General features: G+C 71.1%; 11 protein-coding genes. 4 read left to right on the top strand and 7 right to left on the bottom strand.

Annotated elements, in window-relative coordinates:
- Positions 1-146 precede the first annotated feature (146 nt).
- The 3 genes from ID574_RS26045 to ID574_RS26035 are packed head-to-tail and all read left to right on the top strand — an operon-like array spanning position 147 to position 3,109.
- The gene (locus tag ID574_RS26045; RefSeq protein WP_188191593.1) at positions 147-1,115 is read left to right on the top strand and encodes a Bug family tripartite tricarboxylate transporter substrate binding protein; all 969 of its coding nucleotides are present in this window, start codon (positions 147-149) and stop codon (positions 1,113-1,115) included.
- A complete protein-coding gene (locus ID574_RS26040) occupies positions 1,115-1,600 on the top strand; it encodes a tripartite tricarboxylate transporter TctB family protein (RefSeq protein ID WP_188191592.1) in 486 nt (161 codons plus the stop codon). The genes ID574_RS26045 and ID574_RS26040 overlap by 1 nt, the downstream gene beginning before the upstream one ends.
- The gene (locus tag ID574_RS26035; protein ID WP_188191591.1) at positions 1,601-3,109 is read left to right on the top strand and encodes a tripartite tricarboxylate transporter permease; all 1,509 of its coding nucleotides are present in this window, start codon (positions 1,601-1,603) and stop codon (positions 3,107-3,109) included.
- On the opposite strand, the gene ID574_RS26030 is transcribed toward ID574_RS26035, so the two are convergent.
- The 4 genes from ID574_RS26030 to gatC form a co-directional block, all read right to left on the bottom strand.
- Entirely contained in the window at positions 3,093-4,442 is a 1,350-nt protein-coding gene (locus tag ID574_RS26030) for an MFS transporter (RefSeq protein WP_223167072.1), read from the bottom strand. The genes ID574_RS26035 and ID574_RS26030 overlap by 17 nt on opposite strands.
- Before the next feature lie 642 nt (positions 4,443-5,084).
- Positions 5,085-6,572, bottom strand: a complete 1,488-nt coding sequence (gene gatB / locus ID574_RS26025) for an Asp-tRNA(Asn)/Glu-tRNA(Gln) amidotransferase subunit GatB (protein ID WP_188191922.1) — start codon at positions 6,570-6,572, stop codon at positions 5,085-5,087.
- 2 nt (positions 6,573-6,574) lie between these two features.
- The gene (gene gatA / locus ID574_RS26020) at positions 6,575-8,065 is read right to left on the bottom strand and encodes an Asp-tRNA(Asn)/Glu-tRNA(Gln) amidotransferase subunit GatA (protein ID WP_188191590.1); all 1,491 of its coding nucleotides are present in this window, start codon (positions 8,063-8,065) and stop codon (positions 6,575-6,577) included.
- A gap of 68 nt (positions 8,066-8,133) precedes the next feature.
- A complete protein-coding gene (gene gatC, locus ID574_RS26015; protein ID WP_188191589.1) occupies positions 8,134-8,433 on the bottom strand; it encodes an Asp-tRNA(Asn)/Glu-tRNA(Gln) amidotransferase subunit GatC in 300 nt (99 codons plus the stop codon).
- A 196-nt stretch (positions 8,434-8,629) separates the two neighbouring features.
- On the opposite strand from gatC, the gene ID574_RS26010 reads away from it, so the two are divergent.
- The gene (locus ID574_RS26010) at positions 8,630-9,076 is read left to right on the top strand and encodes a hypothetical protein (protein WP_188191588.1); all 447 of its coding nucleotides are present in this window, start codon (positions 8,630-8,632) and stop codon (positions 9,074-9,076) included.
- Here ID574_RS26010 and ID574_RS26005 read toward each other — a convergent pair.
- The 3 genes from ID574_RS26005 to ID574_RS25995 form a co-directional block, all read right to left on the bottom strand.
- Positions 9,073-11,145, bottom strand: a complete 2,073-nt coding sequence (locus ID574_RS26005; RefSeq protein WP_188191587.1) for a putative bifunctional diguanylate cyclase/phosphodiesterase — start codon at positions 11,143-11,145, stop codon at positions 9,073-9,075. The two genes, ID574_RS26010 and ID574_RS26005, sit on opposite strands and share 4 nt — an antisense overlap.
- 241 nt (positions 11,146-11,386) lie before the next feature.
- Positions 11,387-13,579 carry an NAD-dependent DNA ligase LigA gene (gene ligA, locus ID574_RS26000; protein ID WP_188191586.1) on the bottom strand — a complete coding sequence of 731 codons (2,193 nt, stop codon included), beginning with the start codon at positions 13,577-13,579 and terminating at the stop codon, positions 11,387-11,389.
- Positions 13,580-13,660: 81 nt separating this feature from the next.
- Positions 13,661-14,641, bottom strand: coding sequence for a methionine synthase (locus ID574_RS25995; protein ID WP_188191585.1), 981 nt, complete (start codon positions 14,639-14,641; stop codon positions 13,661-13,663).
- Positions 14,642-14,663: the final 22 nt, after the last annotated feature.

The following is a 14,663-nucleotide window of genomic DNA, read 5'->3' as shown; positions in this document are numbered from 1 at the left end:
TGGCACATGGAAACAAACGCAGGTCACGGCCAGGTCGCGACCAATACGACCACTATGACGGCAAGGATGCAAAGGCTCGACTTGGGGCGGGACGGGCATTCACCATCCCAGTTTCATAACCGTGAAAACACCCCCTTGGAGTGACCATGCGCCTGCGCATATTCGCCGCCCTCGCGGCGCTCTCACTCGGCGCTCTGACCGCGTGCGGCGGACAGAGCGGCACCAGCGCCTCCGGCACGCTGCGCATCATGGCGCCGGCCTCGCCGGGCGGCGGCTGGGACCAGACCTCCCGCACGGCCGAGCAGGCGTTCAAGTCCGCCGCTCCCGACCGCAAGGTGGAGGTGTTCAACGTGCCCGGCGCGGGCGGCACGATCGGCCTGGCGCAGCTCGCGGGCGAGAAGGGCAACGGCAACCTGCTGATGACCATGGGCCTGGTCATGGTGGGCGCCATCGAGCAGAACAAGTCGAAGGTCACGCTGGCCGACACCACGCCCATCGCGAAGCTGACCGAGGAGTACGAGATCGTCGTCGTCCCGGCCGAGTCCCCGTACAAGACGCTGGCCGACCTGACGGCGGCCTGGAAGGCGAACCCGGCGAAGGTGTCGATCGCCGGCGGCTCGGCGGGCGGCACCGACCACATCGTGGCCGGTCTGATGGCCAAGGCCGCGGGCGTGGACCCCAAGCAGGTCAACTACATCGCCCACTCGGGCGGCGGCGAGGCGCTGAACGCGCTGCTCGGCAACAAGGTCAGTGCGGGCATCTCGGGCGTCGGCGAGTTCGCCGAGCACGTGAAGTCCGGCAAGCTGCGCGGGATCGGCGTGACCTCCGGTGAGCGGCTGGAGGGGCTGGACGTGCCCACGCTGAAGGAGGGCGGGCTCGACGTGGAGCTGGCCAACTGGCGCGGCTTCGTCGCCCCCGGCGGTCTCTCCGACGCCGACAAGAAGACGCTGACCGACCTGGTCACCAAGATGCACGACTCGCAGGCGTGGAAGGACGCGGTGGCCAAGAACGGCTGGATCGACTCGTTCCAGACCGGGCAGCAGTTCGCCGACTACCTCACCTCCGAGCAGACCCGGGTCAAGGGCATCATCGCCGAGATGGGGCTCGTCTCCTGATGACTCGATGGTGGCGGCCCGAGCTCGGGCTCGCGGTCGTGGTGCTCGGGCTGGGAGTGTTCGTGATCGCCGGGACGCTGGACGTCTCGGCGGCCGCCTCCCAGCTCGGCATCGGGCCGCGCTTCTTCCCGATGCTGGTCGGCGGGGCCATGGTGGTCGTCGGCCTGTTCTACGTGATCGACGTGCTGCGTGGCGGGCACGGAGACCCCGAGGAGAGCGAGGACGTGGACGTGGCCGCCCCCACGGACTGGCGCAGTGTCGGGCTGGTCAGCGGGATCTTCCTGGCGTTCGCGGCGCTGCTGAACGTGCTCGGTTGGATCATCGGCGCCAGCCTGCTGTTCTTCGGGCTGTCCGTGGCGCTCGGCGCCGAGCACAAGGCGCGCGCGGCCGTGGTCGCGGTGGTCATGGGCCTCGCCACGTATCTGCTGTTCGTCAAGGGCCTCGGCGTCACGCTGCCGGGCGGCCCGCTGGAGGGGGTGATCTAGGTGGAGTCGCTGCAGCTCCTGATCGACGGCTTCGCCGCCGCGCTCACCCCGGTCAACCTGCTGTACGCGCTCGTCGGCGTCACACTCGGCACCCTGGTGGGCGTCCTGCCCGGCATCGGGCCCGCCATGACGGTGGCGCTGCTGCTGCCGATCACGTTCACGGTGCCGTCGACCAGCGCGTTCATCATGTTCGCCGGCATCTACTACGGCGGCATGTACGGCGGCTCGACCACGTCCATCCTGCTCAACACGCCGGGCGAGTCGTCCTCGATGATCACCGCGCTGGAGGGCAACAAGATGGCCCGGCGCGGGCGGGCCGCCCAGGCGCTGGCCACGGCCGCGATCGGCTCGTTCGTGGCGGGGACCCTCGCGACGGGTCTGCTGGTGGTGGCGGCGCCTGCCGTGGTGGCGTTCGCGATCTCGTTCGGCCCCGAGGACTACTTCGCGCTGGCGATCCTGGCGTTCACCGCCGTGTCGTCGGTGCTGTCCCGCTCGATCGTGCGCGGCCTGGCCTCCCTGGGGCTCGGCCTGACGATCGGGTTGGTCGGCATCGACCAGCAGACCGGTCAGGCGCGGCTCACACTGGGCATCCCGCAACTGCTCGACGGCATCGACGTGGTGATCGTCGCGGTCGGCCTCTTCGCGCTCGGCGAGGCGCTGTACGTGGCCTCGCGGCTGCGCCACGCCACGCCCGAGGTGGTGCCCGTCGGCCGGGCCTGGATGGGCCGCGCCGACTGGCGGCGCTCCTGGCGGCCCTGGCTGCGCGGCACCGCGCTGGGCTTCCCGTTCGGGGCGCTGCCCGGCGGCGGTGCGGAGATCCCCACGTTCCTGTCGTACGCGGCCGAGAAGCGCCTGGCCCGCGGCGTGGCCAAGGAGGAGTACGGCAACGGCGCCATCGAGGGCGTCGCCGGCCCCGAGGCCGCCAACAACGCCTCGGCGGCCGGCACCCTGGTCCCGCTGCTCACGCTGGGCCTGCCCACGTCCGCGACGGCTGCGATCCTGCTGGCCGCCTTCCAGCAGTACGGCCTGCAGCCCGGGCCGCAGCTGTTCGACCACAACCCGGCGCTGGTGTGGGGCATGATCGCGTCGCTGTTCATCGGCAACACGATGCTGCTGGTGCTGAACCTGCCGCTGGCCCCGCTGTGGGCGCGCGTGCTGCGGATCCCGCGCCCGTACCTGTACGCCGGGATCGTGCTTTTCGCCGCCCTCGGCGTGTACGCGCTGAACGGCACCATTGTGGATCTGTTCGTGCTGTTCGTGCTCGGCCTGCTCGGGTATGCCATGCGCCGCTTCGGCCTGCCGGTGGCCCCCGCCGTGATCGGCATGATCCTGGGCCCGATGGCGGAGATCCAGCTGCGCCGGGCCCTGGCCATCGGCGCGGGCGACGTGACCGTCCTGGTCCGCAGCCCGATCGCGGCCGTGCTGCTGGTGCTGGCGGCGCTGGCCCTGCTGACGCCCCTGTTCAGGAAGCTCATGGCGAAGCGGCGTTCCGTCACGCCGGTCGGCTGAGCGGCTCTCCCGCCGGCGTGCCGGCGTCGGCGGGGGAGTGCGCCTTGCCCTTGATGGCGCGGGGGGCGATGGCGAGCCCGGCCAGCGCCATGACGAGCGTGGCGGAGAACACCGCCCAGTAGCCCGACCCCGCGGCCGTGAACAGCGCGGCGGTGACGGCCACCGACACCACCGAGAACACCGACTCGCCCACCTGCAGCGCCGAGCTGTTCTCCCCCTGCTCCCCGGGCGCCGACAGCTCCAGCGTGAGCACGGACAACGTCGGGTACACCAGCCCCATCCCGAACCCGGTGATGATCCACGACGGGTACGCCAGTGCCACCGGCACGGCGGTGAACGTCACCGTGCCCATGAGCAGAATGCCCAGCGCGATCATGGCCGAGCCGAGCCGCAGGTTCGTCATCTGGCCGAAGATCTCCCGGCCCTGCAGCCACGAGGCGAACGACCAGGTCAGCGCGCCTCCGGTGAGCGCGAACCCGGCGGCCACCGCCGACATGCCACGCTCGTTGATCAGCATGAGCGGCACCATCACCTCGGCCGCGAAGAACGCCCCGGCGGCCAGGCCGCGCAGCCCGACCACGGCGGGCAGTCCCTTGACGGCCCGCAGCGTGCCGGCGGGAAGCAACTTGGGCAGGGCCACGGCCAGCACCACCAGCCCGGCGATCAGGAGCGGGAACTGCCCGCCGCTGCCGTACTGCATGAGCCCGGCCCCGACGGCGGTCACGGCCGCCCAGGCGATCTTGCCGAGCAGGCCGGGCGCCGGCTCGCTCTGCCCGCCGGTCACCGGCTGCCCGGCCAGCCCGCGCAGCAGCACCAGACCGCCGAGCACGGTCAGCATCGGCACGAGCAGGAACACCCAGCGCCACCCGAGCGTGTCGGTCACCACGCCGACGATCGCCGGGCCCACCATCGAGGGCACCACCCACGCGGTCGCGAACAACGAGAAGATCTTGGGGTGCAGGCTCTCGGGATAGACCCGGGCCACGACCACGTACAACGCCACGCTGACCAGCGCGCCGCCGAACCCCTGCAGGAACCGGCCGGCGATCAGCACCTCCATGCTGGGTGCCAGGCCCGCCACGGTGAGCCCGGCGATGAAGCCGGCCACGCCCGTCCAGAGCGGCGCGCTGGGGCCGCGCACGTCCGACCACCGGCCGCCGAGCACGGTGCCGACCACGCCCGCGGCCATCGCGCCGCTGAACGCCAACCCGTACAGTTCGAGGCCGCCGAGCTCTTTAGCCACGACCGGCATGGCGATCGCCACTGCCATGTACTCGAAGGCCACCAGTGACACCATCGCCACCAGACCCGCTGTCAATGCTCTTCTAGTCATGCCGTGAACGTACGACGGCCCGATGCCGGGCACCTCCAGCGCAGGGCCCTGCCCCTCCTCGGCAATTGGACCTAGGACTGTCGGCCTGTCGCCCACCCACCGACGCCACCCGCGCCACTCGCCCACCTGCCGCCAGGCCCACCATCCGCCGCCGGCCCGCCGCCCGCACCCGTCGGCGACGCGCGCCCATGCCTGCCTCTCCTCCCGGGCCGGCCCGGCCCATATCCCGCCACGGCCATCCCGAGAGGCACCGCGCCCTGGCCACCACCTCGCCACACGCTCCGCGCCGGACACCATCTCGCCGCACCGGCTCCGAGAAGCCGAGCGCCAGACGGCGGGCGGTGTGGGCGGGAGGCACAGCACCGGCCCAGAAGCGCAACGCCGGGCGGTGCCACAGGGAAGCCGCCGATAGCGGACGCCGCCACAAAACCGCCGACCGACAGTGGGCGGCGCCAGACGGCGGGGCGGCGGACCGCGGGGCGGCGGACGACGGGGCGGCGGACGGCGGGGCGAGCGGGCACAAGGGCCAGCCCGGCGGAAGGGGCGGGGCCGAGCAGGAGGCGCGGGACCCGGTGGTGGAAGGCGCCCGGCAGCCGAAGGGCCCCGCCACCGAAGTGGCGAGGCCCTCATGAGACACCTTGGTTACCCTTCGACGCCCAGCTTCTCCAGGATCAGCTGCCGCGCCCGGGCCGCGTCGGCCTTGCCCTTGCTGGCCCGCATCACGCCACCGACCAGCGCCCCAGCCGCGGCGATCTTCCCGGCCCGCACCTTCTCGGCCGCGTCGGCGTTGTCCGCCAGCACCTGGTCGATGATCGCCAGCAGCTCGCCCTCGTCGCTGACGATCTGCAGCCCGCGCCGCTCGACCACCTCATCCGGCGTGCCCTCACCGGCCAGCACGCCTTCGAGCACCTCACGCGCCAGCTTGTCGTTGAGCGCACCGGAGGCCACCAGCTCGGTCACCCGGGCGATCTGCTCCGGCGTGATGGGCAGGTCGGACAGCGGGACGCCGCTCTCGTTGGCGCGCCGCGCCAGCTCGCCCATCCACCACTTGCGCGCGTCCGCCGGCGGCGCGCCCGCCGCGACCGTGGCCTCGACCAGGTCGATCGCGTCCGCGTTGTGCATGGCCTGCATGTCGAGGTCGGACAGCCCCCACTCGGCCTGCAGCCGCTTCCGCTTGACCGACGGCAGCTCGGGCAGCGCCGCCTTCAGCTCGGCCACCCACGCCGGGTCCGGCGCGATCGGCACCAGGTCGGGCTCGGGGAAGTAGCGGTAGTCCTGCGCCTCCTCCTTGGACCGGCCGGAGGTGGTGGTGCCGGTGTCCTCGTGGAAGTGCCGGGTCTCCTGGACGATCTTCCCGCCCTCGGCGAGGATGCCGGCCTGCCGCTCGATCTCGCTCCGCACGGCGCGCTCGACGCTGCGCAGCGAGTTGACGTTCTTCGTCTCGGTGCGGGTGCCCCACTCGGACGAGCCGCGCGGCATCAGCGAGACGTTGACGTCACAGCGCAGCGAGCCCTCCTCCATGCGTACGTCGGACACGCCGAGCGAGCGCATGATCTCGCGCAGCTCCGTGACGTACGCCTTGGCGACCTCGGGCGCGAGCCGGTCGGTGCCCGGAATGGGCTTGGTGACGATCTCGACCAGCGGGATGCCGGCCCGGTTGTAGTCGACGATCGAGTAGTCGGCCCCGTGGATGCGCCCGGTCGCGCCGCCCACGTGGGTGGACTTGCCGGTGTCCTCCTCCAGGTGCACCCGCTCGATCCCGATGCGCACGGTCTCGCCGCCCACCTCGACGTCGATGTAGCCGTCGAAGCAGAGCGGCTCGTCGTACTGCGAGATCTGGTAGTTCTTCGGCATGTCCGGATAAAAGTAGTTTTTCCGGGCGAAGCGGCACCACTCGGCGATCGAGCAGTTCAGCGCCAGGCCGATGCGGATCGTCGACTCGATGGCCGCTTCGTTGGCCACGGGCAGCGCACCGGGCAGCGCCAGGCAGGTCGGGCAGACCTGGGTGTTGGGCGGGGCGCCGAAGGTGGTCTTGCAGCCGCAGAACATCTTCGACTTGGTGCCCAGCTCGACGTGGGTCTCCAGGCCGAGCACCGGCTCGAACTTGTCGAGCGCTTCGTCATAGACCATGGTCATAGCGACGGGGCCTCCTTCAGCAGCGGGCCGCCCCAGCGGCTCTCCAGGGCCTTCTCCACAGCGGCGCCCACACGGTAGCAGCGGTCGTCGGCCAGCACCGGCGCCATGATCTGCAGGCCGACCGGCAGGCCGTCCTCGTCGGCCAGGCCGCACGGCACCGACATGGCCGCGTTGCCCGCCAGGTTGGACGGGATGGTGCACAGGTCGGCGAGGTACATCGCGATCGGGTCGTCGGTGCGCTCGCCGAGCGAGAACGCGGTGGTCGGCGTGGTGGGCGACACCAGCACGTCGACCTGCTGGTAAGCGGCCTCGAAGTCGCGGGCGATGACCGTGCGCACCTTCTGCGCCTGGCCGTAGTAGGCGTCGTAGTAGCCGCTCGACAGCGCGTACGTGCCGAGCATGATGCGCCGCTTGACCTCGGGGCCGAAGCCGGCGGCCCGGGTCAGCGCCATGACCTCCTCGGCGCTGCGGGTGCCGTCGTCGCCGACGCGCAGGCCGTAGCGCATGGCGTCGAAGCGCGCCAGGTTGGACGAGCACTCCGACGGCGCGATCAGGTAGTAGGCCGGCAGCGCGGTCGTGAACGACGGGCAGGACACCTCGACGACCGTGGCGCCGAGCGCCTCCAGCAGCTTGACGGCCTCGTTGTAGCGGGCCAGCACGCCGGACTGGTAGCCCTCGCCGGAGAACTCCTTGACGACGCCGATCCGCATGCCCGAGATGTCGGGGTTTTTAGCGGCCTCGACCACGCTGGGCACCGGGGCGTCGATGGACGTGGAGTCCATCGCGTCGTGGCCGGAGAACGCCTCGTGCAGCAGCGCCGCGTCGAGCACGGTGCGGGCGAAGGGCCCGGGCGTGTCGAGCGAGCTCGCGAACGCGATGAGGCCGTAGCGGGACGACCCGCCGTACGTCGGCTTCATGCCCACGATCCCGGTCACCGCGGCCGGCTGCCGGATCGAGCCGCCCGTGTCGGTGCCGGTGGACAGCGGCGCCTCGTACGCGGCCACGGCGGCGCTCGAACCGCCGGACGAGCCGCCGGGCACCTTCGTCAGGTCCCACGGGTTGTGCGTCGGGTGGTAGGCGGAGTTTTCCGTCGAGGACCCCATGGCGAACTCGTCGAGGTTGGTCTTGCCCAGGAAGACCAGCCCGGCCTCGCGCAGCCGCGCGGTGACGGTCGCGTCGTACGGCGGCCGCCAGCCCTCAAGGATCTTGGACCCGGCCGTCGTCGGCATGTCGCGCGTGGTGAAGATGTCCTTGTGCGCGATCGGCACGCCGGCCAGCGGCCCGAGGTTTTCGCCCGCCTTGATCCTGGCGTCGACGGCCCGCGCCTGCTCCAGCGTGACCTCGCGGTCGACGTGCAGGAACGCCTTGACCTTGGGCTCCACCTCGGCCATGCGGTCGAGATGCGCCTCGGCCACCTCGACGGCCGACACCTCGCCGGCGGCGATCATCGACCCCAGCTCGGCGGCGGTCTTACGGATCAGACTCATGCGCCCTCCTTCGTCGGTCGCATGAGTCTGGACAGAGCTGTGTTTGATTGGTCGCTCGCTGCGCTCGCTCATGCCTCCTCCCCGAGGATGCGCGGCACCTGGAAGCGGTCGTCCTCGACGGCGGGCGCGCCGGAGAGCGCCTGCTCGGGGGTCAGGGACTGTCGCACCTCGTCGGCACGGAAGACGTTGGTCAGCGGAAGCGCGTGCGACGACGGCGGCACATCTTCGGCGGCGACCTCGCGGACCTTCGCTACCGCCTCGATGATGGCATCGAGCTGGGTGGCGTAGTGGTCGAGCTCGTCGTCCGTGAGCGCCAGCCTGGACAACCGGGCCAGGTGTGCGACCTCGTCGCGGGTTATGGCGGACATGAGTCGGTTAACCCGTTTCGTGGATGGAGTCTTTGGACACTGCCATCCTAGGGGGCTTGACGTAGCGCCCCCGAACCATTAACCGTCTGGCAACACAGCGCGAACGTTCCCGGCCGTCCGATCGTTGGCCAGTGCGGAGGGCGTGGCCATGGAGCGTAACGGGTGTGGCGCGGGATGCCTGGTCATCCTCGTGGCGATGACCATGCCGCTGGTGCTGCTGGCCGGCGTGCTGATGACCGTCGTCACGATCGACGGCGCCGCGCTGGAGTACCGGGCCGCGCGGGAGAGGGGCACGATGGGGTCCTTCACCGCGCGGAAGCTGGACTGCTCGGGCCGCGGTCCGTGCTACTGGCAGGGCGTGTACGTGTCCGCCCACGGGACCAAGCCCAACGCCTGGATCTTCGGGTACGCGTCGTGGGAGTTGTCCGAGGGCGATCAGGTGTCGGCGCTCGATGCCGGACACGACGTCAAGGTCTTCCGTCCCGGCTACTACGACCTGGTCGGCGTGCTGATGATGGCGGGCTTGTCGCTGGCGATCCTGCTCCTGCCCGCGTACCTGCTCTGGCGCACGCTCAGAAAGCGCCCGCCGAAGCCGCCGAGGTGGCGGCCGGCGCGGCCGACGTGGCGGCACCATCGACTCTAGGCCGAGCGGCTGACCTCCGGCTGGAAGCCGTATCCGACCTCCGTGGCGGTCTCGGAGCGCTCGCGGAGCCAGGCAGTGGCGTCGGCGGCCGGCATGGGCTTGCCGAACAGCCACCCCTGCCCCGCGTCACACCCCATCTGCGCCAGCCGCAAGGCGACCTCGTCCGACTCGACGCCCTCGGCCACCGAGCGCAGCCCGAGCGAGCGCACCAGGTCGACGATCGAGCGCACGATCCGGTCGTCGTCGTCCGACTCGGCGATCCGGCGCACGAACGAGGAGTCGATCTTCACCTCGGACACCGCCAGCCGCTGGAGCCTGATCAGCGAGGAGTAGCCGGTGCCGAAGTCGTCCAGGGCCAGCGGCACGCCCAGCGTGGCGAGCGCCTTGATCGTCTCCTGCGTGTAGGCCTGGTCGCCGGTCAGGATGCGCTCGGTCACCTCCAGCTGGATGGCCGCGGGCGGCAGGCCGTATTTGGCCAGCCCCACCTCCAGCTGCTCGGGCAGGGCGGAGTCGAGCAGGTCACGGGCCGAGATGTTGACCGAGACCTGCACCTGCAGGCCGGTGTGCCACCAGCGGGCGGCCTGTTCGAGCGCCTCCTCGATGACGTACGCGGTCAGCTGCCGCATCAGATAGGACTGCTCGGCCAGCGGCACGAAGTCGGACGGCGCGATCGCCCCGTGCACCGGGTGCCGCCACCGCAGCAGGGCCTCCACGCCCTGCACCGCGCCGCTGCCGAGGCTGACCTTGGGCTGGTAGTGCAGCCGGAGCTCCCGGTTGTCGATGGCGCGGCGCAGGTCACCGAGTAAGGTGAGCCGCTCGGGCGAGTTACGGTCTTTGTCCGGCTGATAGAGCTCGACGCCGGTGCGTCCCTCCTTGGCCAGGTACATCGCCACGTCGGCCCGCTGCAGCAGCAGCTCGAAGTCGGGGGCGTGATCGGGGTAGAGCGCGATCCCGACCGAGGCGTCCACGTCGAAGGTCATGCCCTCCAGCCGCACCGGCTCGGTCAGCGCCGCCCGCAGCCGGGCCGCCACCTCCCTGGCCGCGTGGGTGTCTCTGATCGAGGGCAGGAGCACAGCGAACTCGTCGCCGCCCAGCCGGGCCACGACGTCTCCCGGCCGCACGGAGTGGGTGAGCCTGTGGGCGACCATCTGCAGCAGCCGGTCGCCCACCGGGTGGCCCATCGTGTCGTTGACCTCTTTGAAGCGGTCCAGGTCGAGCAGGAACAGGCCGACCCGCTCCTCCTGGCGGGCCTCCGCGAGAGCCTCCTCGGTGCTCACGATGAGCATCTTGCGGTTGGGCAGGCCGGTCAGCTCGTCGTGCAGGGCCTGGTGGTCGCGGCGCATGGACATCGTGGCGGTGAAGTAGACGGCGGCCAGGGGTGCGACGAAGAGCGGCACGAGCCCCGGCGAGTGGTTCATGACCACGACGACCAAGGGCGCGAGGCCCAGCAGGGCGGCGTAGACGAGGCTCTGCGGGCCCGCCGTGGACTTCAGCACGCGGATGATCGAGCGCCGCTCGTGCAGCGCGACCGCACCGGAGACGAGCGTGGCCCGGCTGACGAAGTACGCGACCCCGGCCAGGGCGATGGCCGGCAGGTCGGCCCCGCTCGGCTCCCAGGGCGCGGCCGGGCTTGGCACGATCCCGAACGCCCCCAGCACCACGGCCGCCGCGGTGAGGGCAAGGGTGGACTGGGCGATGTTGAACATGACCCGGTGCCACGCCCGGCGGGTCACCACGCCGTTCATGGCGACGCCGACGGCCTGCATCAGCACCGCGACCGGCAGCCCGAAGTGCAGCAGCACGGCGAAGGTGAACATGGTGGACGGGTATGTGCCGCCGACCGAGCTGGCGGAGGACACCATCACGGGCCTGAGCTCGCCCAGGATCACGAGCACCGAGAGCACCCAGAACAGTGGCGTGCGGGCCAGTTCCACGAGCGCCACCGCGTCGAGCCTGAGCATGGCCACGACGAGAGCCGTGAAGCCGATCACGGTGATGCCGGCGAGGAACGCCCACAGCGGCGTGCCGACGCGCGGGCCGGTGTCGCGAGTGTCGGTTGGGTCAGTCATCGGTAACAGAACCCCCATTAGGTCACTATGGGAGGGTACGACCTTCAGCCCACTTCGCGAAACCAAGCGCGTACGGTCCGTAGTTCTCCTTTCCGACATATACCCAAAAACCACCGTGCGTAGCAAACCTGCAGCCAAGCGTATGGGCGCGCCCGGCACGGAACACGGGCCGCCGTCCACCAACCGTCCACGGCCGATGCGCGCAAGCAAGCCGCCCATGCGCGCAACCGGCGCGACGCCCCTACTCGGCCTCAGGCGTGACAGCGACCTCCGCCGCCGCGTCCGGCCCGTCCTTCAGGAGGATCTCGAACCCGGCCCCGTCCAGGATGGGCACGCCGAGACTGACCGCCTTGTCATACTTCGACCCGGCGTTCTCCCCCGCCACCAGGAACGACGTCTTCTTCGACACCGAGGACGCCACCTTGCCGCCGCGGCCCTCGATCTCGTCCTTGGCCGCGTCTCGCGTGTAGCCCTCCAGGGTGCCCGTCACCACGAACGTCAGCCCCGCGAGGGTCTGCGGCCCCTTCTCCGGCGCCGGCTCGTCCTCCATCCGCACGCCGGCGGCCCGCCACCGTTCGATGATCTCCCGGTGCCAGTCGACCTCGAACCACTCCTTGATCGTCGCCGCCACCCTGGGCCCGATGCCCTCGACCGCGGCCAGCTCTTCCTCCGAGGCGTTCATGATGGCGTCGATCGAGCGCATGGCGCCCGCCAGGTCGCGGGCCGTGGGCGGGCCGACGTGCCGGATCGACAGGGCGACCAGCAGCTGCGCGAGCGGGACCTGCTTGGCCCGCTCCAGCTCCTCGATGAGCAGCCGGGCGTTGGCGCTGGGCTCGCCGTTGATGTTGGAGAAGAAGGAGACGACCTTCTGCTCGCCGGTCTTGGGGTCGATCTTGGGCAGACCGGTGTCCTGGTCGCGGACCACCGACTTGATCGGCAGCAGCTGCTCCAGCGTCAGGTCGAACAGGTCGGCCTCGGTGCGCACCACGGGCTGCTGCGGCGGCAGCGGCTGGGTGAGCGCGGTGGCCGCGACGTAGCCGAGACCGTCGATGTCGAGCGCCCGCCGCCCGGCCGCGAAGTAGATGCGCTCGCGGATCTGCGCCGGGCAGCTGCGTGCGTTGGGGCAGCGCAGGTCGGCGTCGCCCTCCTTCTCGTACGCCAGCTCCGTCCCGCACTCCGGGCAGTGCGTGGGCATGACGAACTCCCGCTCCGACCCGTCGCGCAGCGCCGCCACCGGCCCGACGATCTCGGGGATGACGTCGCCCGCCTTGCGCAGCACGACGGTGTCGCCGATGAGCACGCCCTTCTTCTTGACGATGGCGGCGTTGTGGAGCGTGGCCCGCTCGACGGTGGAGCCGGACACCACGACGGGCTCCATCACCGCGTACGGCGTGACGCGCCCGGTGCGCCCGACGCCCACCTGGATGTCGAGAAGCTTGGTGTTGACCTCTTCCGGCGGGTATTTGTACGCGATCGCCCATCGCGGCGCCCGCGAGGTGGACCCCAGCTCCCGCTGCGTGCGGAAGTCGTCGATCTTCACCACGACCCCGTCGATCTCGTACGCGGGATCGTGCCGGTGCACCTCGTAGTAGTGGATGAACTCGTTGACCTCGGTGAGCCCCGGCACCACCTTGTAGAGGTCGCTGACCGGCAGGCCGAACTCCCGCAGCCGGTCGTAGACCTCCGACTGCGCCTTCGGCACCGCCGAGCCCTCCCAGATGCCGATGCCGTGCACCAGCATCCGCAGCGGCCGCTGGGCCGTGATGCGCGGATCCTTCTGCCGCAGCGTGCCCGCCGCGGAGTTGCGCGGGTTGGCGAACGGCGGCTTGCCCTGCTCGACGAGCTGCTCGTTGAGCTTCTTGAAGTCTTCGACCGGGATGTAGACCTCGCCGCGGACCTCGACCAGGCTGGGCACGTCGTCGCCCTTGAGCCGGTGGGGCACGCCCTTGATCGTGCGGACGTTGGCCGTCACGTCGTCGCCGGTGCGCCCGTCGCCGCGGGTGGCGGCGCGCTCCAGCTTGCCGTCACGGTAGACGATCGCGATCGCCAGCCCGTCGATCTTCAGCTCGCAGAGGTATGGGCCCGGGTCGCCCTCGGCCAGCCGCTCGGCGCGCGCCGCCCAGGCCGCCATGTCGTCGGCGTCGAAGGCGTTGTCGAGGCTCTCCATCCTGGCGAGGTGCTGGACCTTCGCGAAGTCGCCCGAGACCGGCGCGCCCACCTTCTGCGTCGGCGAGTCGGGCGTCTGCAGCGACGGATGGGACTCCTCCAGCGACAGGAGCTCCTTGAACCACTCGTCGAACTGGGCGTCGCTGACCGTGGGCTGGTCGAGCACGTAATAGCGCCAGCGAGCGTCCTCGACCAGCTCGCTCAGCTCGGCATGCCGCTTGAGCGCGGCCACAGGCACTCCCCCGACCTGGGTGCTCGGCTCAGTCACGTGGACTCTCCTCTCATCCAGAGGAAACGCTACCGCCGAGCACCGACAAGCACACGTCTCAGCCGCCCCGGACCAGGCCGATCACCCGCTCGCCGGGTCGTCCCTGAGCACCTGAGCGCCTTTCCTGCAGGCCGCGAGCACCGCCCGCGCGTACCCCGGAGACGCCCCGGCCAGCCCGCAGGCCGGGGTCAGCACGACCTGACCGGCCAGTTTGTCCGGCGTGAACCCGAGCCGCCGCCACAGCTCCACCGCGGGCTTGGCGATCGCCCCGACATCCGGCAGCCGGGTGTCCGTGCCCGGCACGACCCCGAGGAACAGCAGCACCCCTGCCTCGACGAGCTCCCCCAGCTCGTCCTCGTCGCGCCGCCGCAGCAGCGAGGCGTCCACCGAGACGCCCCGCACCCCGGCCCGCCGCAGCACGCCGAACGGCACGGAGCGCGCGCAGCAGTGCAGGACCGGGTCGGCGAACAGCCGCATCGACTCCTCCACCCGCCACTCCTCGACGGCGGCCAGCCGCCCGAACCCGGAGGCGGTCGGCACGGTGCCCGCCAGCACCCCGGGCAGCCCGGGCTCGTCGAGCTGCAGCACGATCTCCGTCACCCCGGGCAGCCGCCGCCGCACCTCGGCGCAGTGGTCGGCGACCCCCTGGGCCAGCGAGGCGGTCAGATCGCGCACGGCCCCGGCGTCGGAGAGCACCTTGTCGCCGTGCCTGAGCTCGATCGACCCGGCCAGCGTCCACGGCCCGCACACCTGCAGCTTCAGCGGACCCGCGTAGTCATGCCCGATCTCCTCCAGCCCGTCGAGGTCGCGCCGCAGATGGTCGACGGCCCGCTGGTGGTCGCGCCCCGGCCGGTCGGTCAGCCGCCACCCGGACGGCTGCACCTCCACGGGCAGGTCGATCAGCAGCGAAGCCGTCCTGCCGATCATGTCGGCGCCGACGCCTCTGGCCGGCAGCTCTGGCAGGTACGGCAGCCCGGGCACCTCGCCGAACACGACCCGGATCGCCTCGAGATGGTCTTCTCCCGGATGCGACCCGACCCCGGTGGCTTCCCACGTAGACATGGACACAAGCGTAGGCTCTGGC

The organism is Nonomuraea sp. SYSU D8015 (assembly GCF_008065375.1).
In the GTDB taxonomy this organism is placed as follows: domain Bacteria; phylum Actinomycetota; class Actinomycetes; order Streptosporangiales; family Streptosporangiaceae; genus Nonomuraea.
The sequence above is the reverse complement of the archived record's forward strand: the minus strand, read 5'-3'. Positions and strand labels throughout refer to the sequence as shown.